Origin of the sequence: Streptomyces tendae (genome assembly GCF_008632955.1) — a bacterium.
Lineage (GTDB): Bacteria > Actinomycetota > Actinomycetes > Streptomycetales > Streptomycetaceae > Streptomyces.
This window is the reverse complement of sequence record NZ_CP043959.1, coordinates 1,010,034-1,033,699: the sequence shown is the minus strand read 5'-3', so window position 1 is coordinate 1,033,699 and position 23,666 is coordinate 1,010,034. Positions and strand designations below refer to the sequence as shown.

17 protein-coding genes and 4 pseudogenes are annotated in these 23,666 nt (G+C 71.9%); 15 read left to right on the top strand and 6 right to left on the bottom strand.

Annotated features, from left to right (window positions below):
- Positions 1-12 precede the first annotated feature (12 nt).
- Positions 13-1,031 (bottom strand): annotated as a pseudogene (locus F3L20_RS04940) (4-hydroxy-3-methylbut-2-enyl diphosphate reductase).
- Between the two features lie 87 nt (positions 1,032-1,118).
- Here F3L20_RS04940 and F3L20_RS35550 point away from each other — a divergent pair.
- The 4 genes and pseudogenes from F3L20_RS35550 to F3L20_RS04925 form a co-directional block, all read left to right on the top strand.
- A pseudogene (locus F3L20_RS35550) lies at positions 1,119-1,385 on the top strand (exodeoxyribonuclease VII large subunit); the annotation flags it as partial.
- Positions 1,351-2,324: pseudogene (gene xseA / locus F3L20_RS04935) on the top strand (exodeoxyribonuclease VII large subunit). The pseudogenes F3L20_RS35550 and xseA, both read left to right, overlap by 35 nt.
- A 10-nt stretch (positions 2,325-2,334) precedes the next feature.
- Entirely contained in the window at positions 2,335-2,586 is a 252-nt protein-coding gene (locus F3L20_RS04930; RefSeq protein ID WP_145827163.1) for an exodeoxyribonuclease VII small subunit, read from the top strand.
- A 173-nt stretch (positions 2,587-2,759) separates the two neighbouring features.
- Complete coding sequence (locus tag F3L20_RS04925; RefSeq protein WP_150152546.1) at positions 2,760-3,350, top strand: malonic semialdehyde reductase; 591 nt, start codon at positions 2,760-2,762, stop codon at positions 3,348-3,350.
- 94 nt (positions 3,351-3,444) lie between these two features.
- Here F3L20_RS04925 and F3L20_RS04920 read toward each other — a convergent pair whose 3' ends face one another.
- Complete coding sequence (locus F3L20_RS04920; protein ID WP_150157225.1) at positions 3,445-3,951, bottom strand: DUF4245 domain-containing protein; 507 nt, start codon at positions 3,949-3,951, stop codon at positions 3,445-3,447.
- A gap of 167 nt (positions 3,952-4,118) precedes the next feature.
- On the opposite strand from F3L20_RS04920, the gene glpX reads away from it, so the two are divergent.
- Entirely contained in the window at positions 4,119-5,153 is a 1,035-nt protein-coding gene (gene glpX, locus F3L20_RS04915) for a class II fructose-bisphosphatase (protein WP_150152544.1), read from the top strand.
- 287 nt (positions 5,154-5,440) lie between these two features.
- Here the strand turns inward: glpX and F3L20_RS04910 are convergent, their stop codons facing one another.
- Together F3L20_RS04910 and F3L20_RS04905 are read right to left on the bottom strand one after the other, a co-directional pair.
- Positions 5,441-5,815: a WhiB family transcriptional regulator gene (locus F3L20_RS04910; RefSeq protein WP_145827159.1), complete on the bottom strand. Its 375-nt coding sequence runs from the start codon at positions 5,813-5,815 to the stop codon at positions 5,441-5,443.
- A 166-nt stretch (positions 5,816-5,981) separates the two neighbouring features.
- Positions 5,982-6,677: a DUF1707 SHOCT-like domain-containing protein gene (locus F3L20_RS04905; protein ID WP_150152542.1), complete on the bottom strand. Its 696-nt coding sequence runs from the start codon at positions 6,675-6,677 to the stop codon at positions 5,982-5,984.
- Between the two features lie 145 nt (positions 6,678-6,822).
- Between F3L20_RS04905 and F3L20_RS04900 the strand changes: the two genes are divergently transcribed.
- The 5 genes from F3L20_RS04900 (at position 6,823) to F3L20_RS04880 (ending at position 14,907) form a co-directional block, all read left to right on the top strand.
- Positions 6,823-8,499, top strand: a complete 1,677-nt coding sequence (locus tag F3L20_RS04900) for a fumarate hydratase (RefSeq protein WP_150152540.1) — start codon at positions 6,823-6,825, stop codon at positions 8,497-8,499.
- A gap of 285 nt (positions 8,500-8,784) precedes the next feature.
- Positions 8,785-10,215 (top strand): M28 family peptidase, encoded by a 1,431-nt coding sequence (locus tag F3L20_RS04895; protein WP_167534464.1) that lies wholly within the window; start codon positions 8,785-8,787, stop codon positions 10,213-10,215.
- A gap of 107 nt (positions 10,216-10,322) precedes the next feature.
- Positions 10,323-11,726 carry a class II fumarate hydratase gene (locus F3L20_RS04890; protein ID WP_150152538.1) on the top strand — a complete coding sequence of 468 codons (1,404 nt, stop codon included), beginning with the start codon at positions 10,323-10,325 and terminating at the stop codon, positions 11,724-11,726.
- A 72-nt stretch (positions 11,727-11,798) separates the two neighbouring features.
- Positions 11,799-12,494: a cytidylyl-2-hydroxypropylphosphonate hydrolase gene (gene fomD / locus F3L20_RS04885; RefSeq protein ID WP_150152536.1), complete on the top strand. Its 696-nt coding sequence runs from the start codon at positions 11,799-11,801 to the stop codon at positions 12,492-12,494.
- 274 nt (positions 12,495-12,768) lie between these two features.
- Positions 12,769-14,907: a SpoIIE family protein phosphatase gene (locus F3L20_RS04880; protein WP_150152534.1), complete on the top strand. Its 2,139-nt coding sequence runs from the start codon at positions 12,769-12,771 to the stop codon at positions 14,905-14,907.
- A 151-nt stretch (positions 14,908-15,058) separates the two neighbouring features.
- Here the strand turns inward: F3L20_RS04880 and F3L20_RS04875 are convergent, their stop codons facing one another.
- On the bottom strand, positions 15,059-17,344 hold the full coding sequence (locus tag F3L20_RS04875) for a transglycosylase domain-containing protein (RefSeq protein ID WP_167534463.1): 2,286 nt from the start codon (positions 17,342-17,344) through the stop codon (positions 15,059-15,061).
- Positions 17,345-17,637: 293 nt separating this feature from the next.
- Here F3L20_RS04875 and F3L20_RS04870 point away from each other — a divergent pair, with 293 nt between their 5' ends.
- The 5 genes and pseudogenes from F3L20_RS04870 to F3L20_RS04850 all read left to right on the top strand — a co-directional run bounded on the left by F3L20_RS04870 (position 17,638) and on the right by F3L20_RS04850 (position 22,682).
- A complete protein-coding gene (locus F3L20_RS04870; RefSeq protein ID WP_150152532.1) occupies positions 17,638-18,573 on the top strand; it encodes an SPFH domain-containing protein in 936 nt (311 codons plus the stop codon).
- Positions 18,519-18,908 (top strand): hypothetical protein, encoded by a 390-nt coding sequence (locus tag F3L20_RS04865; protein ID WP_431193185.1) that lies wholly within the window; start codon positions 18,519-18,521, stop codon positions 18,906-18,908. Before F3L20_RS04870 ends, F3L20_RS04865 begins: the two co-directional genes overlap by 55 nt.
- Positions 18,909-19,100: 192 nt before the next feature.
- Positions 19,101-19,625, top strand: coding sequence for a PadR family transcriptional regulator (locus F3L20_RS04860; RefSeq protein WP_024886691.1), 525 nt, complete (start codon positions 19,101-19,103; stop codon positions 19,623-19,625).
- The gene (locus F3L20_RS04855) at positions 19,622-20,317 is read left to right on the top strand and encodes an ABC transporter ATP-binding protein (protein ID WP_150152530.1); all 696 of its coding nucleotides are present in this window, start codon (positions 19,622-19,624) and stop codon (positions 20,315-20,317) included. The genes F3L20_RS04860 and F3L20_RS04855 overlap by 4 nt, the downstream gene beginning before the upstream one ends.
- Positions 20,314-22,682 (top strand): annotated as a pseudogene (locus F3L20_RS04850) (ABC transporter permease). Before F3L20_RS04855 ends, F3L20_RS04850 begins: the two are co-directional and overlap by 4 nt.
- Positions 22,683-22,706: 24 nt before the next feature.
- On the opposite strand, the gene F3L20_RS04845 reads toward F3L20_RS04850, so the two are convergent.
- Entirely contained in the window at positions 22,707-23,651 is a 945-nt protein-coding gene (locus tag F3L20_RS04845; RefSeq protein WP_382689199.1) for a LysR substrate-binding domain-containing protein, read from the bottom strand.
- Positions 23,652-23,666 lie beyond the last annotated feature (15 nt).

The window sequence follows — 23,666 nt, the reverse complement described above, 5'->3', positions numbered from 1 at the left end:
CGCGGAGGGTGCTCAGGACTGCGCGCCGGTGCCCTTGCCGCCCCGCTCGGCCACCAGCGTGGCGGCTTCCTCCCGCAGGTCGCGGCGGAGCTCCTTGGGCAGGGAGAAGGTGATGGACTCCTCGGCCGCCTTGACGATCTCGACGTCCTCGAAGCCGCGCTGCGACAGCCACTCCAGGACCTGCTCGACCAGGACCTCCGGCACCGAGGCGCCCGAGGTGACGCCGACCGTGGTCACGCCCTCCAGCCAGGCCTCCTCGATCTCGTCGGCGAAGTCCACCAGGTGGGCGTCGCGGGCGCCGGCCAGCTTGGCGACCTCGACCAGCCGCTTGGAGTTCGAGGAGTTGCGGGAGCCGACGACGATCACCAGGTCGGCCTCGGCGCCCATCTGCTTCACGGCGAGCTGCCGGTTCTGCGTGGCGTAGCAGATGTCGTCGCTCGGCGGGGAGATGAGCTGCGGGAACTTCTCCTTGAGGGCGTCGACGGTCTCCATGGTCTCGTCGACGCTCAGCGTGGTCTGGGAGAGCCAGACGACCTTCGACGGGTCGCGGACCTCGACCTTCGCCACGTCGGCCGGGCCGTCGACGAGCTGGATGTGGTCGGGGGCCTCGCCGGAGGTGCCGATGACCTCCTCGTGGCCCTCGTGACCGATCAGGAGGATGTCGTAGTCGTCGGCAGCGAACCGGACGGCTTCCTTGTGGACCTTGGTGACCAACGGGCAGGTGGCGTCGATGGTGGCCAGCCGGCCGCGCTCGGCCTCCTCGTGGACGACCGGGGCGACGCCGTGCGCGGAGAACATGACGATGTTGCCCGGGGGGACCTCCTCCGTCCGTTCGACGAAGATCGCGCCCTTCTTCTCCAGGGTCTGCACGACGTACTTGTTGTGCACGATCTCGTGCCGGACGTAGACGGGAGCCCCGTACTGCTCCAGGGCCTTCTCGACGGCGATCACGGACTCGACTTCTCCCGCGCAGTAGCCCCGGGGGCGGCGAGCAGGACACGGCGGCCAGACGAAGCGGTCATGCGTCCCATCGTAAGGGCCGGGCCCCGGGTGTCCGGTCCCGGTGCGCCGACGGTGGCGGCGCACCGGTGTCGGCGGGGCGCACTAGTCTCGCGGGCATGGCTGTGAACACGTCCGCGGAAGCCCCCCTGCCGGTCGGGGAGGTGTCGCGGCTCATCGGAGGGTGGATCGACCGGCTCGGCGCCGTGTGGGTGGAGGGTCAGATCACCCAGCTGTCGCGGCGTCCGGGCGCGGGGGTGGTGTTCCTGACCCTGCGCGACCCGTCGTACGACATCTCGGTGGGGGTGACCTGCTACCGGCAGGTGTTCGACGCCGTCGCGGACGTCGTGAGTGAGGGCGCGCGGTGGTCGTGCACTGCAAGCCCGAGTGGTACGCGCCCGCGGGCAGCTCTCGCTGCGCGCCGCCGAGATCCGCCCGGTGGGGGTCGGGGAGCTGCTGGCGCGGCTGGAGCAGCTGAAGAAGTCGCTGGCGCGGGAGGGGCTCTTCGCGCCGGAGCGCAAGAAGCCGCTGCCGTTCCTGCCGCATCTGATCGGGCTGGTCTGCGGGCGCGCGTCGGCGGCCGAGCGGGACGTCCTGGAGAACGCCCGGCACCGCTGGCCCGCCGTCCGCTTCGAGGTGCGCAACGTGCCCGTGCAGGGGGTGCACGCGGTGCCGCAGGTGGTCCAGGCCGTGAAGGAGCTGGACGCGCTCGACGAGGTGGACGTGATCGTCGTGGCGCGCGGCGGGGCAGCGTGGAGGACCTGCTGCCGTTCTCCGACGAGCAGCTGGTGCGGGCCGTGGCCGCCTGCCGCACGCCGGTCGTCTCGGCGATCGGGCACGAGCCGGACAGCCCGCTGCTGGACCTGGTCGCCGACCTGCGCGCCTCCACACCGACCGACGCGGCCAAGAAGGTGGTGCCGGACGTGGGCGAGGAGTACGAGCGGGTGCGGATGCTGCGGGACCGCGCGCGGCGCTGCGTCGGGGCGCTGCTCGACCGCGAGGAGCGGGGGCTGGCGCACGCGCTGGCCCGGCCGTCGATACAGGATCCGCACCGGATGATCGACGCGCGGGCCGACGAGGTCACCATGCTGCTGGACCGGGCGCGGCGGGCGCTGCGCCACCAGCTGGACCGGGCCGACTCCGAGCTGACGCACACCCACGCGCGCGTGGTGGCCCTCTCCCCCGCGGCCACGCTGAAGCGCGGGTACGCGGTGCTGCAGCGGGAGGACGGGCACGCGGTGCGCGCTCCGGACGAGGTGGGGCCCGGCGAGGTGCTGCGGGCGCGGGTGTCCGCGGGCGAGTTCACTGTCCGAGTCGATACATAGGGTGGGCGGAATGACCGGCAAGACGGAGCAGACGGCCGCGGCGGCGGCGGAGGCGCTCGGATACGAGCAGGCGCGGGACGAGCTGATCGAGGTCGTGCGACGCCTGGAGGCGGGCGGTACGACGCTGGAGGAATCCCTGGCGCTGTGGGAGCGGGGCGAGGAGCTGGCCAAGGTGTGCCGGCGCCGGCTCGACGGGGCGCGGGCCCGGCTGGACGCGGCGCTCGCCGAGGAGGAGGCCGAGGAGGCGGACGAGGACGCCTGAGGGGCGGGCCGGAGCGGCTCGCCGAAGGAACAGCGCGTCGAGGGCGGAGTGGAACACATCACTCCGCCTTTTGTTGAAGGTTGAACTTCATAGGGGTACTGTCGAAGCGTCAACCGGACCGTGGTCCGCCTACGGGCTCACGGGCCACCGCTCATCCCCATGAAGGTTCACGCATGTCTCTCGTTCTCGACGCCGCCGCCCAGGACCTGCTGTTCCGTGAGGCGCGCACCGCCAACACGTTCACCGACGAGCCGGTGACCGACGAGCAGGTCCGGGCGATCCACGACCTGGTCAAGTACGGCCCGACCTCGATGAACCAGTCGCCGCTGCGTATCACACTGGTCCGCTCCCCCGAGGCCCGCGAGCGCCTGGTGCGGCACATGGCCGAGGGCAACCGGTCCAAGACGGCCGCCGCGCCGCTGGTGGCCATCCTCTCCGCGGACAACGAGTTCCACGAGGAGCTGCCGCACCTCTTCCCGCACTTCCCGCAGGCCAAGGACGCCGTTTTCGCCGAGCGCCCGGTCCGTGAGGGCTCCGCCGCCCTGAACGCCACCCTCCAGGCCGCCTACTTCATCATCGGCGTGCGCGCCGCCGGTCTGGCCGCCGGCCCGATGACCGGCCTCGACTTCGAGGGCGTGCGCAAGGAGTTCCTGGACGACGACCACACCCCGCTGATGGTCGTGAACATCGGCCGCCCCGGCCCCGACGCCTGGTTCCCGCGCAGCCCGCGCCTGGAGTACGAGCAGGTCGTCACCACCGTCTGAGCCCGAGCGGGACAGCACAAGGGGCGGGGCCCCGGATCGGCCGATCCGGGGCCCCGCCCCTTGTCGTGCGCGCGCCGCTCACTCCGTGCGCAGCTCACTCCGTGCGCAGCGCCTCCACCACCGTCGTCAGTTCCTCGAAGGACGCCGTGCCGGTCACCACGGTCGTCGAGCCCGGGGTGCCCTCCAGCACCAGGGCGTCGTACTGGTCGCCCTCGTAGCGCGTCCAGGTCCTGCCGTCGATCCGCTCCGTGACCCCGGTCTTCTCCGCGCGCTGCGTCGTGTCCTCGATGAACGCCGTCCGCTTGCCGGCGGACTGCTCGACCGCCACGTACTCGCCGTCGGGGGACCGGAAGCCCAGGTGCCATGCCTCGTCCTCGGCGCCCCGGTAGCGGACCGAGGTGGGCTTCCACTGCTCGGACAGGCCCTCGGGCGCGGCCACCGGGTAGGAGGCGGCGCGGCGGGCGGTCAGCAGGTCCACGCGGTAGTCGACCCGCTTGACGTCCGGCTCACCGTCCGTGTGCGGGATGAACAGCCACACCACTCCCGCCGCGAGCACGATGAGGGCCAGGGACAGGATCATGTCCCGGGCGGTCTTCTGCATGCTGTTCGTTCCTGCCACGCCCCCTATCGTCGCAGGTGCCGGGAGCGCTCATCCTTGGGGTCCCCTGCGCGCTCATCCGTGGGTCCCCCTGCTCATATTGTCTGCCTGGCGATAGAGTCGTGGCCATACCCTCATCCGGCCGTCGTCGTACAGAAAGGTGCGCTCCGATGACCGAACACCACCACCTGCCGTCCGAGCTCGATGTCCCTTCCGAGGCCCCCGACCGCAACCTCGCCCTGGAGCTCGTACGGGTCACCGAGGCCGCGGCGATGGCCGCGGGCCGCTGGGTAGGGCGCGGCGACAAGAACGGCGCCGACGGTGCCGCGGTGCGCGCCATGCGCACGCTGGTCTCCACCGTCTCGATGAACGGCGTCGTCGTCATCGGCGAGGGCGAGAAGGACGAAGCCCCCATGCTCTTCAACGGGGAGCGCGTGGGCGACGGCACCGGCCCCGAGTGCGACATCGCCGTCGACCCGATCGACGGCACCACGCTCACCGCCAAGGGCATGACCAACGCGATCGCGGTGCTGGCCGCCGCCGAGCGCGGTTCGATGTTCGACCCGTCGGCCGTGTTCTACATGGACAAGCTGGTCACCGGCCCCGAGGCCGCCGACTTCGTCGACATCAACGCCCCGGTGAGCGTGAACATCCGCCGGGTCGCCAAGGCCAAGCGGGTCACCCCCGAGGACGTCACCGTGGTGATCCTGGACCGGCCGCGGCACGACGGCATCATCAGGGAGATCCGGGAGACCGGGGCGCGTATCAAGCTGATCTCCGACGGCGACGTGGCCGGCTCCATCCTGGCGCTGCGCGAGGGCACCGGCATCGATCTGCTGCTGGGCGTCGGCGGCACCCCCGAGGGCATCATCTCGGCCTGTGCGGTCAAGTGCCTGGGCGGCACCATCCAGGGCAAGCTGTGGCCGAAGGACGACGAGGAGCGGCAGCGGGCGATCGACGCGGGGCACGACCTGGACCGGGTGTTGACCACGGAGGATCTGGTCACGGGGGACAACGTGTTCTTCGTGGCTACCGGCATCACGGACGGTGAGCTGCTGCGGGGGGTGCGCTACCGGTCCGAGACGGCCACCACCGACTCGATCGTGATGCGGTCCAAGTCGGGGACGGTGCGGCGGATCGACTCCGAGCATCGGCTCAGCAAGCTGCGGGCGTACAGCGCGATCGACTTCGACCGCGCCAAGTGACGATGCCGGCCGGTGTGGGTGCCTGCGGCGGCCTGGGGTTGGGCGCGCAGTTCCCCGCGCCCCTGGGTTAGCTGAGCCGCACGGCGCCGGGGAGGGACCGGAGTGCCCGGGCGGGTGCCGGTGCGTGGGGGTTGGGCGCGCAGTTCCCCGCGCCCCTGGGGAGGGCTGAGCCGGCCGGCGCCATTGTGCGCGCAGAGTCCCGCGCCACTGGGTGGGTCGGCTCGCTTGCGGTCACGCAGGAAAGGGGCGCTCCCTGTGCGGAGGGGGCGCCCTTTCCTGCGTGGCGGTCAGCCCGCCGCGGCTATGCGGCCCTGACGGGCGGCCTTCTTGAGTTCCATGTCGCGGCGCCGACGGCGGGCCAGGACCACACGCCGCTCGGCGGCGGTCAGGCCGCCCCAGACGCCGTAGGGCTCGGGCTGCAGCAGGGCGTGCTCGCGGCACTCCACCATGACCGGGCAGCGGGCGCAGACCCGCTTGGCCGCCTCCTCGCGGGACAGCCGCGCGGCGGTCGGTTCCTTCGACGGAGCGAAGAACAGACCCGCCTCGTCGCGCCGGCACACCGCCTCGGTGTGCCAGGGGGCTTCCTGATCCCTGTCCCGCGCTGCCACTCGCTGGGCCGGAACGGCGGCTACCTGCAGGGACGAATGCGGCGGTTGCAGCACGGTCTACTCCTGACGACGGCTTCGCGAGCTGGCGAGTGCCGTGGATGCACACGGGTCGGCCCGGCGTGAATCCCTGGCGCCCTCCAAGGAGACGATGCAGCAAGGCTTACCCGATGTGCGCGCGCCTATGCACAGAGTCCCCGACGGGCCTGGGCCCGCCCCGCGTTCAGTGCCCCAGGTGCTTGCGCATGCTGCGGTCCACCGTCCGCTGCACGCGGTCGAGGATGTCCTTCACGAGCTTGCCGCGCTTCGGCCGGGCCTCGACGCTGCCGAGGACGGCCCATCCGTCGACGTAGACCACCGGGGCGTTGTCGTCGTCCGAGTCCTGCGGGTCCACCTCGAAGGCGCCGAGCACACCGCCGCCGGAGCCGCGCAGCGACACGTTCTCCGGGACGCGTATCTCGACGCTGCCGAAGACGGAGAACGCCTTGATCATCACCTGCTGGTGGTCGAACAGCGCCTCGCTGAGGTCGATCTCCACGCTGCCGAAGACCGCGTAGGCGTGGATACGGCGGCCGGTCCGCCAGCGGCCCTTGCGGGCGGCGGCGCTGAACACCGCGACCACGTTGTCGTCGGGGTCGACCGGGAAGACGCCCCCGGTGGGACGCCCCGGCACGGCGGAGGGGGCCGCGCGCCGCTGGTGGGCGGCCGGCAGGTCCTGGATGAACACGTCCAACTCCCCCACCGTCTTGGCGGCCAGCACGCCCTCGACGCGCTCCGCGTGCTCGTCGGCGGTCAGGCGGCCCTCGGCGAGGGCCTCGCGCAGGAGGTCGGCGATACGGTCACGGTCGGCGTCGGAGGCGCGCAGGTCGGTGCTCCGCGGTGCCACGTCCGGCTGCTGGGCGTGCTTCTGAAGGTCCACGGCAGCAGCGTACCCAAACGCGATAGATCGCGACTACCCCGCTGCGGGCGCAACTGAGGACAACCTCACAGGATCGCCGTCCGAGCCAGGTCCTAGGCTGGGAAGGCCCGCCGACGGAGGCGGGCGGTCTTCCGTCGAGTGAGGAATGGGCGAGATGCCTGAGTTCGAGTACGCCGATCTGCTCCCCATGGGAGAGGACACCACCCCCTACCGGCTGGTGACCTCCGAAGGTGTCTCCACCTTCGAGGCCGACGGCCGGACGTTCCTCAAGGTGGAGCCGGAGGCGCTGCGCAAGCTCGCCGAGGAGGCCGTCCACGACATCCAGCACTACCTGCGCCCCGCGCACCTCGCCCAGCTGCGCCGCATCATCGACGACCCCGAGGCGTCCTCCAACGACAAGTTCGTCGCGCTGGACCTGCTGAAGAACGCGAACATCGCGGCGGCGGGCGTGCTGCCGATGTGCCAGGACACCGGCACGGCCATCGTCATGGGCAAGCGCGGACAGAACGTGCTCACGCGGGGCCGCGATGAGGAGGCCCTGTCCCGGGGCATCTACGACGCCTACAAGAACCTCAACCTGCGCTACTCCCAGATGGCTCCGCTCACCATGTGGGAGGAGAAGAACACCGGCTCCAACCTCCCGGCGCAGATCGAGCTGTACGCGACGGACGGGGACGCGTACAAGTTCCTGTTCATGGCCAAGGGCGGCGGCTCGGCCAACAAGAGCTTCCTCTACCAGGAGACGAAGGCCGTCCTGAACGAGGCCTCCATGATGAAGTTCCTGGAGGAGAAGATCCGTTCGCTGGGCACGGCCGCCTGCCCGCCGTACCACCTGGCGATCGTCGTCGGCGGTACGTCCGCCGAGTACGCGCTGAAGACCGCGAAGTACGCCTCCGCCCACTACCTGGACGAGATCCCGACCGAGGGCTCCCCGCTCGGGCACGGCTTCCGGGACAAGGAGCTGGAGGAGAAGGTCTTCGAGCTGACGCAGAAGATCGGCATCGGCGCGCAGTTCGGCGGCAAGTACTTCTGCCACGACGTGCGCGTGGTCCGCCTGCCGCGGCACGGCGCGTCCTGCCCGGTCGCCATCGCGGTGTCCTGCTCCGCCGACCGTCAGGCCGTCGCGAAGATCACCGCCGAGGGCGTCTTCCTGGAGCAGCTGGAGACGGACCCGGCGCGGTTCCTCCCCGAGACCACGGACGAGCAGCTGGAGGAGTCCGGCGACGTCGTGCGGATCGACCTCAACCAGCCGATGAAGGCGATCCTCGCGGAGCTCACCAAGTACCCGGTGAAGACCCGGCTCTCGCTGTCGGGCCCGCTGGTCGTGGCGCGCGACATCGCGCACGCGAAGATCAAGGAGCGGCTGGACGCGGGCCAGGAGATGCCGCAGTACCTCAAGGACCACCCGGTGTACTACGCCGGACCCGCGAAGACCCCCGAGGGGTACGCGTCGGGGTCCTTCGGGCCGACCACGGCCGGGCGGATGGACTCCTACGTGGAGCAGTTCCAGGCGGCCGGCGGGTCGATGGTGATGCTGGCGAAGGGCAACCGCAGCAAGCAGGTCACCGACGCGTGCGCCGCGCACGGCGGTTTCTACCTCGGCTCCATCGGCGGACCCGCGGCCCGGCTGGCGCAGGACTGCATCAAGAAGGTCGAGGTCGTCGAGTACGAGGAGCTCGGCATGGAGGCGGTCTGGAAGATCGAGGTCGAGGACTTCCCGGCGTTCGTCGTCGTCGACGACAAGGGCAACGACTTCTTCCAGGACCCGGCACCCCAGCCGACGTTCACGTCGATTCCGGTGCGGGGGCCCGGACTCGCCTGACCCCGGGGCTACGCTCCCGGACCCCCTTCGGCCCTGGCGGGCCGTCCTCAAGCGCCGGACGGGCTGGAAACAGCCCGCACGGCGCTTGAGGAGCGGAGTCCGGCGCAAAGCTCTGTCCGCATAGCGGAACCTCTGTGCTGCTTTCGGACAAACATGCCCCCGCGCCACCCCGTGCCGTTGACCCGATCAACAAGTTGCTGTGACTCTTCCTGACAGCCCGGCATGCACATGCCATGCCAGGTTCCCCGCGTGGCAACCCCACAGCCACCGTCCGGAGGAGTCCAGGTGAAACGAAGATTCGCCGCGGCGAGCACCCTGTTCGCCCTCGTGCTCGGCCTCGGCACGCTCCCCGCCGCGGCATCCGCGTCCAGCACGTCCCCCGCCTCCACCACCACCGCCCTCGCCGCGCCCGACGTCAGCATCACCGCGGTCCGGGCCCACCTCGACGAGCTCAGTGCCGTCGCCGCCCGCAACGGCGGCAACCGCCGGTCCACCACCCAGGGCTACCGCGACTCCGTCGCCTACGTGAAGGGCAAGCTCCAGGCCGCCGGATACACCGTCACCGAGCAGCCCTGCACCTCCGGCTGCACCAGCGGCGCCGGCCCCAACCTGATCGCCGAGTGGCCCCAGGGCGACGCGAACAGCGTCTACATGTTCGGCGCGCACCTCGACGGCGTCTCCGCCGGGCCCGGCATGAACGACAACGGCTCCGGCTCCGCCGCCCTGCTCGAGAACGCCCTGACGCTCGCCCGGCAGAACCCGGAGATGCGCAACCGGGTCCGCTTCGCCTGGTGGACCGACGAGGAGCAGGGACTCAACGGCTCCGATTTCTACGTCCGTTCGCTGTCGTCGACGGAACGCGCCCGGATCAAGGCGTACTACAACTTCGACATGGTCGCCTCCACCAACGGCGGCTACTTCGTCAACCACATCACCTCCGCGGCCGCCGCGCCGATGAAGGCGTACTGGGACTCCCTCGGTCTCCAGCCCGAGGAGAACACCGAGGGCGCCGGCCGCAGCGACGACTACTCCTTCGAGCGGTACTCCATCCCCACCTCCGGCTACGCGATGGGCGCGAGCGCCCGGAAGACCTCCGCGCAGGCCGCCAAGTGGGGCGGCACCTCCGGCGCGTCGTACGACCCCTGCTACCACCGGGCGTGCGACACCCTCACCAACATCAACACCACCGGCCTCGACCGGGCGGCCGACGGCATCGCGTACACCTTGTGGCAGCAGGCCGTGGGCACCGGTGGCGGCGGCACCTGCGACCCCGCCGGCGTCGTCGGCAACGGCGGGTTCGAGAGCGGCACCGCGCCGTGGACCGGGACCACCGCGGCCATCGCCGCCCACACCGCGCGGCCGGCCCACGGCGGCACCCGCTTCGCCTGGCTCGGCGGCAACGGCTCCACGAGCACCGAGTCGATCAGCCAGACGGTGACCGTGCCGGCCGGCTGCACGCGCGCGTCCCTGGGCTACTGGCTGCGCATCGAGACCGCCGAGTCCGGCTCGCGGGCGTACGACACCCTCACCGTCCGGGTGAACGGCACCACGCTGGCCACCCTGTCCAACGTGAACGCGGGCAGCGGCTACGTGCAGCGGTCGGCCGACCTGTCGGCGTACGCCGGGCAGACCGTCACCCTGACGTTCACCGCCACCGAGGACTACAGCCTGCAGACCGGCTTCCTGCTGGACGACGTGACCCTGCAGAGCGGCTGACACCCCCCACGGGTGCTCCGCCCCGCCGCGACGTCGCGGCGGGGCGGACGGCTCCCCCGGGGAATACGCTCGTCCGGGACCGCTGCTGTGGATCACGGAGGTACACGATGACGACCACGGACGACGACCGGAACTATCGCGTCGAGCACGACTCCATGGGTGAGGTGAGAGTCCCCGCCGACGCCAAGTGGCGGGCGCAGACCCAGCGGGCGGTGGAGAACTTCCCGGTCTCCGGGCAGCGGCTGGAACGCGCCCACATCGAGGCGCTGGCCCGGATCAAGGGCGCCGCGGCGAAGGTGAACGCCCGGCTCGGGGTGCTGGACAAGGACATCGCCGAGGCGATCCAGGAGGCGGCCGCGGAGGTCGCCGAGGGCCGGTGGGACGAGCACTTCCCGGTGGACGTGTTCCAGACCGGGTCGGGGACCTCGTCCAACATGAACACCAACGAGGTGATCGCGACCCTCGCCACCGAGCGCCTGGGCCGGGACGTGCACCCCAACGACCATGTCAACGCCTCGCAGTCGTCCAACGACGTCTTCCCCTCGTCGCTGCACATCGCGGCGACCGCCGCGGTCATCCGGGACCTGATCCCGGCCCTGGAGCACCTCGCGGCCGCCCTGGAGCGCAAGGCGGAGGAGTTCGCGGACGTGGTGAAGTCCGGGCGCACCCACCTGATGGACGCCACGCCCGTCACCCTGGGCCAGGAGTTCGGCGGGTACGCCGCCCAGGTGCGGTACGGCGTCGAGCGGCTGAAGGCCTCACTGCCCCGGCTGGCCGAGCTGCCGCTGGGCGGGACCGCCGTCGGCACCGGCATCAACACCCCGCCCGGGTTCTCCGCCGCGGTCATCGAGGAGGTCGCGCGGGCGACCGGGCTGCCGCTGACCGAGGCGCGCGACCACTTCGAGGCGCAGGGCGCCCGGGACGGCGTGGTGGAGACCAGCGGGCAGCTCCGCACGATCGCCGTCGGCCTGACGAAGATCGCGAACGATCTGCGGTGGATGGCGTCCGGGCCGCGCACCGGACTCGCCGAGATCGCCTTGCCCGACCTGCAGCCCGGCTCCTCGATCATGCCCGGCAAGGTCAACCCGGTGATCCCGGAGGCCGTGCTGATGGTCTGCGCCCAGGTCACGGGCAACGACGCGACCGTCGCCACGGCCGGCGCGTCCGGCAACTTCGAGCTGAACGTGATGCTGCCGGTGATCGCCAAGAACGTGCTGGAGTCGGTGCGGCTGCTCGCCAACGTCTCCCGGCTGCTCTCCGACCGCACGGTCGACGGGATCGTCGCGCACCGCGACCGGGCCCGGGAGTACGCCGAGTCCTCACCGTCCGTGGTCACCCCGCTCAACAAGTACATCGGCTACGAGGAGGCCGCCAAGGTCGCCAAGAAGTCCCTCGCGGAGCGCAAGACCATCCGGCAGGTCGTGCTGGAGGGCGGCTACGTGGAGCGTGGAGACCTGACGGAGGAACAGCTCGACGAGGCGCTGGATGTCCTGCGGATGACACGCCCGTAAAGCATCGCGCACCGGGGGTGAACCGTGACGGGTGCCGCAGCGCTGTGTGGTCCGGCCACCTAATATCTGCGCATGACAGAGGGTGGAACCACGATGCGCGGCGCGGCGGGCGGGGCGGCCCGCCCCTACTGGGCCCCGGGGACGCAGATCCTGTGGCGGTACCGGGAGAACGGCGGCGCGCGCATCCACATCGCGCGCCCCGTCACGGTCGTGCGCGACGACTCGGAGCTGCTGGCCGTGTGGATGGCGCCCGGCACCGAGTGCGTCAGGCCCGTGCTCGCCGACGGCACCCCGGTGCACCAGGAACCCCTCGCCACGCGGTACACCAAGCCGCGCGCGGTGCAGCGGGACCGCTGGTCCGGCACCGGTGTGCTGAAGCTGGCCCGGCCCGGCGAGCCCTGGTCGGTGTGGCTGTTCTGGGAGCCGGGCTGGCGGTTCAAGAACTGGTACGTGAACCTGGAGGAGCCGCTCGTCCGCTGGGCGGGCGGGGTGGACTCCGAGGACCACTTCCTGGACATCTCCGTGCAGCCGGACGGCGGCTGGCACTGGCGCGACGAGGACGAGTTCGCGCAGGCCCAGCGGGACGGTCTGATGGATTCCGCGCTGGCCGGACGGGTCCGGGAGGCCGGGCGCGCCGCGGTCGCGGTGATCGACGCCTGGGGGCCGCCGTTCGCGGACGGCTGGGAGAACTGGCGGCCGGATCCGTCCTGGACGGTACCGTCACTGCCACAGGACTGGGACCGCACACCGGTGCACGCGTCCCCGTGAGACCCTTGCTGCGCCCCCGGGCAGGAAACGTAGGATCGTCGTCCGCAAGGGCGCGGAGCAGCAACCACCGGAGCGCGCGCGAGGCTTGACCAGACGTCACCGAGGGGCGGCAGGACGTGAGCGAGGGGTACGGAAACACCGGAAGCGGCCAGGGACGGCCGGCCGGCGTCGCAGGAACAACCTCTGACCACACGCGAAATCCGTTCCGGGGGCACGTGTTCCGGGTATCGGAGTTTCGGCGGAGCGAACCGCGCGCACGGCGTGCGCCGGACGGATGGACTCGACACGCGTGACGGAGCAGCCGACCTCCTTCGAGCGCCCCCAGCCGGGCGTGGACCCCGCGGATCCCCGCGGGGCGTTCCTGCGTACCCCGACACCGGAGCGGGCGGCCGGCACCGGGGCCGCCTTACCGGTACAGGGCCGCGCCGCCGGTGAGCCTCCCGCGCCCGGAGCGGGGCCGGGAGCCGGCGCGCCCGGCACGGTCACGCCCGGTGGCTCCGCGCCCGGTCCCGCGGAGGGCCCGGGGTCCGAGCACTCCCAGCCGGGCACCGGCCCGGGCGCGGAGCCGGACGCCCACCGCCCGCGTCCCGCGCCGGACGGCATCCCGGTGCAGCCCGCCGACGGGCAGGGCCGCGTGGCCCGGCCGCCGGAGGGCAAGGAGCGCCGCACCGGCCAGGTGACGCGGCCGGGCCGGCCCACGCCGATGCGGCGGGACGGCGACCGGCTGCGCTTCGTCGGCGCGGCCACCCGGCGGATCGCCCGCGGCATCGACCTGGACGAGATCGTGATGGGGCTGTGCCGGGCCACCGTGCCCACCTTCTCCGACGCGATCCTGGTGTACCTGCGCGATCCGCTGCCGGTCGGCGACGAGCGGCCCACCGGTCCGCTGGTGCTGCGGCTGCGCCGCACCGACCGGATCCCGGCCGAGCGGGACACCGAGGGCGGCGGCTTCATGCCGGCCGCGCCGCCGGAGCCGTCCGAACTGGACTCGGTCGGCGAGGAGCTGTGCACGGTCCGGCCGGGCAGCGCGCTCGCCGAGGTGCTGCGCGGGGTGCGTCCGGTGTTCACGGACGCGCCCGCCGCCCGGGCGGCGCTGCCCGAACTGCTGGGCGAGGACGGCGCGTCGGCGGTCCCGGACGGCCAGCGGGCGATCCTCGCCCCGCTGCGCGGCCGCCGCCGGGTGATCGGCGCCGCACTGTTCCTGCGCCGCCCCGAGCGCATCCCGTTCGAGGCCGACGACCTGCTGGTCGCGGCCCAGCTCGCCACGCACAGCGCGCTGGGCATCGACAAGGCCGTGCTGTACGGGCGCGAGGCGTACATCGCGGACGAGCTGCAGCGCACGATGCTGCCGGAGACCCTGCCGCGCTGCACCGGCGTACGGCTGGCGTCGCGTTACCTGCCGGCCGCGGAGACCGCCCGGGTCGGCGGCGACTGGTACGACGCGATCCCGCTGCCCGGCAGCCGGGTGGCGCTGGTGGTCGGCGACGTGATGGGCCACTCCATGACGTCGGCGGCGATCATGGGCCAGCTGCGCACCACGGCGCAGACCCTGGCCGGGCTCGACCTGCCGCCGCAGGAGGTGCTGCACCACCTCGACGAGCAGGCCCAGCGGCTCGGTGTGGACCGCATGGCGACCTGCCTGTACGCGGTGTACGACCCGGTCGCGCACCGCATCACCATCGCCAACGCCGGCCATCCGCCGCCCGTGCTGCTGCACCTGGGCGGGCGCGCGGAGGTGCTGCGGGTGCCCGCGGGCGCCCCGATCGGCGTGGGCGGGGTGGACTTCGAGGCCGTGGAGCTGGAGGCGCCCGCGGGGGCGACCCTGCTGCTCTACACCGACGGCCTGGTGGAGTCCCGGCTGCGGGACGTGTGGACCGGCATCGAGCAGCTGCGGGAGAAGCTCGCCGCGACCGCGCAGCTCACCGGCCCGGACCACCCGCCGCCGCTGGAGGCGCTCTGCGACGAGGTGCTCGACATGCTCGGGCCGGGCGACCGGGACGACGACATCGCGCTGCTCGCCGCCCGCTTCGACGGGATCGCGCCGAGCGACGTGGCGTACTGGTTCCTGGAGCCGGAGGACGCGGCGCCCGGCCGGGCCCGCCGTCTGGCCCGGCGGCAGCTGTCCCGCTGGGGCATGGACGAGCTGAGCGACTCGGTGGAGCTGCTGGTCAGCGAGGTCGTGACCAACGCCGTGCGGTACGCGACCCGGCCGGTGACGCTGCGGCTGCTGCGCACCGACGTGCTGCGCTGCGAGGTCGGCGACGACGTGCCGCAGCTGCCGCGGCTGCGGCAGGCGCGCGCCACCGACGAGGGCGGCCGCGGGCTGTACCTGGTGAACCGGCTGGCCCGGCGCTGGGGCGCGACCCGGCTGAGCACCGGCAAGGTGGTGTGGTTCGAGCTGAACCACGGCTGAGGGGTCGCCGACGCGCGAGAGGGGCGCCCGGTGACCACACCGGGCGCCCCTCTCGCGCGTGCGGGGCGCCGCCGCGGGGGGTGCGGCCATGCGCCGGGCGCGGCGGGTCGTGGGTCGGTCGCGCGGTTCCGCGCGCCCCTTCAGGGGGTTGTCACTCCCGGTCGTTGTTCAGAGGTTCGTCCGGGCCGCCCGGGAGCTCGAAGGTCGGCGGCGGACTGGACGAGGTCGGGGGCTGCGTCGTCGGCGTCTGGCTCGGCGGCTCCGACGTCGGCGGCGCGGAGGAGGTCTGCGGCGGCGCCGAGGTGGTGGGTTCCTCCGTCGTCGGCTCCTGGCTCGGGGTCTGCGACGGCGTCTCCGACTGCGTCGGGCTCCTGGTCGGCTTGACGCCCGAGCCCTGCTCGGTCTCCAGGTCGAACTTCTTGACCTCGTCCATCACCCCGAAGGTGTACGCCGCCCAGATCTCGGCGGGGAAGCCACCGCCGTTGACGCGGTGGTCGACGCCGCCGGCCTTGTACATCGGCACCTGCGGATGCGGTTCCTTGTCGTCCTCGCCGAACAGGCCGACGGAGGTGACCAGCTCGGGCGTGTACCCGGTGAACCACGCCGACTTGTTGTTGTCGGACGTACCGGTCTTGCCCGCCACCTGCTGGCCGTCGCGCAGCGGGTTGTCGCGTACGGAGGCCTTGGCGGTGCCGTCGTCGACCACTCCGGTGAGCACCGAGGTGACCGTGTCGGCGGCCCGGCGGCTGATCACCGACTGGCCGACCGGGTCGGGCATCTCCAGGGTGCGGTCCTTGTGCTCGACCGTCTTCACGATCGACGGCGTGACCTTCTTGCCGTGGTTGGCGAGGGTGGCGTAGACGCCGGCCATCTGCAGAGGGCTCGCGCCCATGCTGCCCAGCGTCTGCGCGGGGTACGGGTCCAGGTCCTCGGACATGCCGAGCTCGCCCGCGACCCGCATCACCTCGGTCATGCCGACGTCGACGCCCATCTGCGCGAACACCGAGTTGACGGACTTGTTCATCGCCTCCTGGACGGGGATCTCGCCGTAGTTGGTGTCGTCCTCGTTGGGCGGCGCGAAGCCGACCTCCTTGCCGTCGTCCGTGACGGGGTGCTCGCTGTCGCCGTCGTACAGCGTGTCGGCCGTGATCGGCACGCCGTCCTGCGTCTCGGCGCCCTTCTCGACGGCCGCGGCGAGGATCACCGGCTTGAAGGTGGAGGCCGGCTGGTAGTCCTGGCGGGTGGCGTTGTTGGTGTAGTGCTTCACGTAGTCCACGCCGCCGTACATGGCCACGACCTTGCCGGTCCTCGGGTCCACGGAGACGGCGCCGGCCTGGACGTCGGCGTCGACCTTGCGCTTCTTCGGGTCGAGCTTGCTGGTGAGCCGCTCCTTGACCGCCTTCTCCAGCGCCTTCTGCTTCTTCTTGTCGATGTTGAGCGTGATGGTGTAGCCGCCGCGGTCCAGCAGCGCCTTGGCCTGTTCCAGGTCCTCCGCGACGCCCTGCTCGACGAGCTGCTTCTTGACCGCCGTGTTGGCCGCCTCGACCAGGTAGCCGGTCTGGCCCTCCATGCCGGGGGCCGCCTTGGGCTCCTGCGGCACCGGGAACTTCATGGCGCCCCGCTCGCCCGGGTCCAGCCACTTCTGCTCGACCATGTTGTCCAGGACGTAGTTCCAGCGCTGCTGGACGAGCTTCTTGCCGGTGTCGCTGGCGATCGCCCAGTCGTACTGGTTGGGCGCCTGGAGCAGCGCGGCGAGGTAGGCGCCCTGCTCGACGGTCAGGTCCTCGGCGTCGACCCGGTAGTAGGCCTGGGCGGCGGCCTGGATGCCGTAGGCGCCGCGGCCGTAGTAGCTGGTGTTGATGTACCCGGCCAGGATGTAGTCCTTGGACTTCTCCCGGTCCAGCTTCAGGGAGATGACCAGCTCCTTGAGCTTGCGGCTGACGGTCTGGTCCTGGGTCAGGTAGTAGTTCTTGACGTACTGCTGGGTGATCGTCGAGCCGCCCTGCGCGCCCTTGCCGGACAGGGTGTTCAGGACACCGCGGGCGGTGCCCTTCAGGTCGACGCCGCCGTCCTTGTAGAAGGTCTTGTTCTCGGCTGCGACGAAGGTCCGCTGGACGTCCTTGGGGACCCGGGCCAGGTCGACGATCTCGCGGTTGCGGTCGCCGTCGCGGGCCATGATGGTGCCGTCGCTGTACTCGTAGACGTTGCTCTGCAGCTCGGCGTCGGCGTTCCCCTCGGGGATGTCGATCACCATGTACAGCACGATGAAGGCGCCCATGCCGAGCAGGCACAGGGTGAAGAAGGTGCCGACGATCTTCTTCCAGGTGAAGAGGCGGCGTATGCCGGTGCGGCCGGCCGCACCGTCAGCGCGGCGGCCCTTGGGTGCCGCACGGCGCCCGCCGCGCTGTCGTGCGCGTCTTTCTTCCGCTCGTCCCATACGCCCGTTCCGCTCCGCTTCGTATCTGTGTGCACAGCAGGCACACGCGTTCGCCGCTCAGGTCAGCTCAGCAAGCTAGCACCGGGAGCTATGACAAAGGGCTGCCGATCCGGCCTTTACGGACGTGACAATCAGCACCCACCCCAAAGGAACCGACGTGCGAAACGCGCAGGAGGTTGCCGTGAACCGATAATGTGATATCACTTGGATAGGAAGTCGATAGGCGACCGACAGACGACACCACCGCACGAACAGCGCCGTGCGCAGCCGCACGGAGATACGGGGGAGCATCCATGCCCACGCACGACCCGCAGGTCACGGCCGACGTACCCGAGATGCCGGCCCCACGCGTCCGGGAGGTCAAGGCGCACAGCATCGGCGGCGGCCTCGCCCTGCTGCTGGGGCTGCTCGGCCTGGCGGCCGGCGTGGCGATGATCGTCGTCGCCACGACGGTGGACGGCACCGCCGCCAAGGCCGTCCTCATCGTCGGCGGCATCCTGGTCGCGCTCGCCGCGTTCATCGCGATGTGCGGACTGAACATGGTGGCGCCGGGCGAGGCCCGGGTGGTGCAGCTGTTCGGCCGCTACCGGGGCACCATCCGCGAGGACGGCCTGCGCTGGGTGAACCCCTTCACCTCCCGCACCAAGATCTCCACCCGGGTCCGCAACCACGAGACCGCGGTGCTGAAGGTGAACGACGCCTACGGCAATCCGATCGAGCTGGCCGCGGTCGTGGTGTGGCGGGTCGAGGACACCGCCCAGGCCACCTTCGAGGTGGACGACTACGTCGAGTTCGTCTCCACCCAGACCGAGGCGGCCGTGCGGCACATCGCCATCGAGTACCCCTACGACGCCCACGACGAGGACGGCCTGTCGCTGCGCGGCAACGCCGAGGAGATCACCGAGAAGCTGGCCGTCGAACTGCACGCGCGCGTGGAGGCGGCCGGGGTGCAGATCATCGAGTCCCGCTTCACGCATCTCGCCTACGCCCCCGAGATCGCCTCGGCGATGCTCCAGCGGCAGCAGGCCGGCGCGGTCGTCGCGGCCCGGCAGCAGATCGTGGAGGGCGCCGTGGGCATGGTCGAGTCGGCCCTGGCCCGCATCCAGGAGCACGACATCGTGGAGCTGGACTCCGAGCGCAAGGCGGCGATGGTGTCCAACCTGATGGTGGTGCTGTGCGGGGACCGCTCGGCGCAGCCGGTCCTCAACACCGGGACGCTCTACCAGTGACGGCACCGTCCGGGGGCCCGGCCCCGCAGCGCCGGCAGCAGCGCAAGCAGGTGCTGCTGCGACTGGACCCGGCGGTGTACGAGGCGCTGGCCCGCTGGGCCGGCGACGAGCTGCGGTCCGCCAACGCGCAGATCGAGTTCCTGCTGCGCCGGGCCCTCGCCGAGGCGGGCCGCCTCCCCGGCGAGGCCGGCCCCCTCCCCCGCCGCGGCCGCCCCCCGGCCGCCGGACCACCGGCCGCCGGACCACCGCCCGGCGGCCGCCCGCCCCCGGGCGGGACCGCGCCGCCGGGAGGCGGGACCGCGCCGCCGGGAGGCGGGACCGCGCCCTCCGACTGAACCGGCCCCCGCCGCACGAGGCGGGGGCCGGACGCATGTCCGCAGGCGTCCGAGAACCGGTGCGGACATGCGTCCGAGAGCCGGTGACAGAACCGTGACAATGCGGCCCCACCAGCGGCGGCGCACTCACCGGCACGGACTCCGCACCGCGCGTATACATCGTGCGTATACACCGTGTGTAGAGTGCTCCCCATGTCCATCGGTCACACCCTCCTGGGGCTCCTGGAGTCCGGCCCGCGTCACGGCTACGACCTGAAGCGCGCCTTCGACGAGAAGTTCGGTCACGACCGGCCGCTGCACTACGGCCAGGTCTACTCGACGATGTCCCGCCTGCTGAAGAACGGTCTCGTCGAAGTCGACGGCATCGAGGCCGGCGGCGGCCCTGAGCGCAAGCGGTACGCCATCACCGAGGCCGGCATCACCGATGTCGCCCGCTGGCTCGCCACGCCGGAGAAGCCCGAGCCGTACCTCCAGTCGACGCTCTACACCAAGGTCGTCCTCGCCCTCCTCACCGAACGCGACGCGGCCGACGTCCTGGACACGCAGCGCTCGGAGCACCTGCGCAGCATGCGCATCCTCACCGACCGCAAGCGCACGGGCGATCTCGCCGACCAGCTGATCTGTGACCACGCCCTCTTCCACCTCGAGGCCGACCTGCGCTGGCTTGAGCTCACCGCGGCCCGCCTCGACAAACTCCGTGAGGCGGTGGCCCGATGACCACGTCCGCACCCGCCGGTTCCCTGCTCACCGCGCAGGACCTGCACAAGATCTACGGCCCGACCAAGGCGCTCGACGGGGCCGGCTTCTCGATCCACCCCGGTGAGGTCGTCGCCGTGATGGGGCCCTCCGGCTCCGGCAAGTCCACCCTGCTGCACTGCCTCGCCGGCATCGTGACCCCCGACTCCGGGTCCATCACGTACAACGGGCGCGAGCTGACCGCGATGAACGACTCCGAGCGCAGCGCGCTGCGCCGCTCCGAGTTCGGCTTCGTCTTCCAGTTCGGCCAGCTCGTCCCCGAACTCACCTGCGTGGAGAACGTCGCCCTGCCACTGCGGCTCAACGGCACCCCCCGCAAGGAGGCCGAGCGGACCGCGCTGTCCTGGCTGGAGCGCCTGGAGGTCGCGGACGTCGGCGGGAAGCGCCCCGGCGAGGTGTCCGGCGGTCAGGGCCAGCGCGTCGCCGTCGCCCGCGCCCTGGTCACCAACCCGCGGGTGGTGTTCGCCGACGAACCGACCGGCGCGCTCGACTCCCTCAACGGCGAGCGGGTGATGGAGCTCCTCACCGAGGCCGCCCGTTCCACCAACGCCGCCGTCGTCCTCGTCACCCACGAGGCGCGCGTCGCCGCGTACTCCGACCGCGAGATCGTCGTCCGCGACGGCAAGTCCCGTGACATGGAGCGGGTCGTATGAGTGCTCGTCAGTGGGCGCGGGACCTCGGCCTGGGCGTCCGCTTCGCCCTCACCGGCGGCCGGGAGGGCTGGATCAGGGCCCTGCTCACCGCGGTCGGCGTCGGCCTGGGCGTGGCGCTGCTGCTGCTCACCACCGCGGTGCCGAACCTGCTCGACGGCCGGGACCGGAGGGAGGCCGCGCGCCAGGACAACGCCTACAGCGAGGACACCCTGCGCCCGGCGGACGACACCCTGATCATCGCGCACGCCAACAGCGACTTCCGGGACAGCGACATCCGCGGCCGTCTGGTGGAACCCGACGAAGGCCCCGGTGCCGCCCGGTGTGAGCGAACTCCCGTCGCCCGGCTGGTCGAATGAGCGAACTCCCGTCGCCCGGCTCGATGGTGGTCTCCCCCGCGCTGAGGAAGCTTCTCGCCTCCGACGAGGGCAAGCTGCTGCGGGACCGTATGCCGTACGACATCGTGGGCACCATCGGCGAACAGGGGCTGGTCGGCTCGCAGGAACTCGCCTTCTACGCGGGCTCCACGGGTCTGGCCGAGCGGCTCTCCGGCCCGACGGTCATGCGGATCAAGGCCTTCGGTGAGACGCAGCCCAACTCCAGCGAGCCGCTGGACCCGGTCCTCGTGATGCTGGTGCTGGTCATCTTCGTGGTGCTGCTGGTGCCGGTCGCGGTGTTCATCGCCACGGCCGTGCGGTTCGGCGGCGAGCGGCGCGACCGCAGGCTCGCCGCGCTGCGGCTGGTCGGCTCCGACAGTCGCATGACCCGGCGCATCGCCGCGGGCGAGGCGCTCGCCGGCGCGGTGCTCGGGCTGGGCTTCGGCACCCTGTTCTTCCTGGCCGGACGTGAGTTCGCGGCGTCCGTCGAACTGTTCCGCATGAGTGTCTTCCCGAGCGACCTCAACCCCTCGCCGCTGCTGGCCCTGCTGGTCGCCGTCGCGGTCCCGGCCGCCGCGGTGCTGGTCACCCTGGCCGCGCTGCGCGGCGTGGTCATCGAGCCGCTGGGCGTGGTCCGCACGACGCGGCCCGCCCGCCGCCGGCTGTGGTGGCGGCTGCTGCTGCCGCTCGCCGGTGTGGCCATGCTCGTGCCGATGATCGGACAGGGCCGCGACAACGGCGACTTCAACCAGTACCTGGTCGTCGGCGGTGTGCTGTGCCTCCTCGTCGGGGTCACCGCCCTGCTGCCGTGGGTCGTCGAGACGGTCGTCTCCCGGCTCGGTTCGGGCGGCCTGGCCTGGCAGCTGGCCGTGCGCCGGCTCCAGCTGAGCAGCGGTACGGCGGCCCGCATGGTCAACGGCATCGCCGTGGCGGTGGCCGGTGCGATCGCCCTGCAGATGCTGTTCGCGGGCGTCGACGACCAGTACACCCGTACGACCGGACAGGACGTGTCCCGGGCGCAGATGGAGGTCAACCTCCCGGACGGCGTCCCGTTCGCGCCCGCCGCGGCGAAGCTGGAGAAGACCCGGGGCGTGCGTGAGGTCCACGCGCTCTCCCACGGGTACCTCTACGAGCGTTCCTGGAAGTCGGAGGACACGGGCCTCGGGACGCAGCTGACCGTGGGCGACTGCAAGGCCCTGCGCCTGGTCGCGAAACTGTCCGCCTGCGAGGACGGTGACGTCTTCGCGGTCACCGGAGCCGACTACGACACCGACACGCAGGCCATGAACAAGCCGGGGCGCAAACTGCACCTGGAACCCGACAGCTACACGCCCGACGCGCCGGACAGCCTCTGGACCGTGCCGCGGGACGTGAAGACCGCCGTCTCCGTCATGGACCCCACCGGGATGATGCAGAGCGGCTTCCTGCTGACGCCCGGCGCGATGTCCCCGGAGGTCGCGGAGTCGGTCACCGCGCGGCTGTACCTCTCCATCGACGACTCGGTGCCCGACGTGCAGGAGTTCGTGCGCAACTCGGCCGCCGCCGTCGACCCGCTGGCCCACGCGACGACCTGGTCCGCCACCGAGCGCACCACCCGGTTCGACTCCATCCGCACCGGCCTGTTCGTCGGCGCCACCGCCGTGCTGTTCCTCATCGGGGCGAGCCTGCTGGTCTCCCAGCTGGAGCAGCTGCGGGAGCGCCGGAAGCTGCTGTCGGCCCTGGTCGCCTTCGGTACCCGGCGCCGCACGCTGAGCCTGTCGGTGCTGTGGCAGACGGCGATCCCGATCGGCCTGGGGCTGGCGCTCGCCGCGGTGGTGGGCACGACCCTCGGCGTGGTGCTGCTGCGGATGACCGCGACACCGGTCCACGTGGACTGGGGGAGCGTGCTCGGGATGACGGGTGTCGGCGCGGGCGTGGTCGCCCTGGTCACCCTGCTCAGCCTGCCGCCACTGCTGCGGATGATGCGCCCGGACGGCCTGCGCACCGAGTGACCCGCCTCCGGCCGGGGAGGGCGTTCAGTCCTCCACCGGCCGGACCGGCAGAGTACGCATCGCCTCACGCAGCGCCGCCGCCAGTTCCTCGTACTCCGTCGCCCTCGCCGTGCCCGTGCGCATGGCGAGGGCGATACGGCGTTTCGGGGCCGGGTCGGCGAAGCACGCGGTGAGCAGGCGGTCGGCGCGGCTGGTCTCCACCTCGACGGCGGTGCGCGGCAGCAGCGTCACCCCGAGACCGCCCGCCACCAGCTGCACCAGGGTGGACAGTCCGGCCGCGGTGGTGGTCGCCGCCACCCCCGCGCTGCCGGCCTCGCGGCAGATGTCGAGGGCCTGGTCGCGCAGGCAGTGCCCCTCGTCGAGCAACAGCAGGTTCAGCTCGCGCAGCACCGTACGGGGTATGCCCCGGCGGCCGCCGAGCCGGTGGCCGGGCGGGGTGACCAGGACGAAGTCCTCGTCGAACAGGGGAAGCTCCGTCACGCCGCCGACGCCCAGCGGCACGGCGAGCAGCAGCAGGTCGAGCCGCCCGGCGGCCAGCCCGTCGAGCAGGCTGGCGGTGTGCTCCTCGTGCACCTGGAGGTCGAGGCGGGGGTAGCGGTCGTGGACCAGCCGCAGGACCGTCGGCAGCAGATAGGGGGCGACGGTCGGGATCACACCGAGGCGCAGCACCCCCGTGAAGGGCGCCCGCACCGCGTCCGCCTCCTCCATCAGCAAGGCGACCTCCGCGAGCACACCCTTGGCGCGGGCGGCGAGCCGCTCCCCCGCCGGGGTGAGCAGCACCCTGCGCGTCGTACGCTCCACCAGCGTGACGCCGAGCGTCTCCTCCAGCGCCGACAGAGCACCGGACAGCGCCGGCTGACTCATCCCCAGGAACGCGGCGGCGTCCCGGAAGTGCAGATGCTCGGCCACCGCGGCGAACGCCCGCAGCTGCGCGAGGCTGGGCTGCCTGCGCCGGTCACCCACGGTCACTGATAGGTCCCTCCG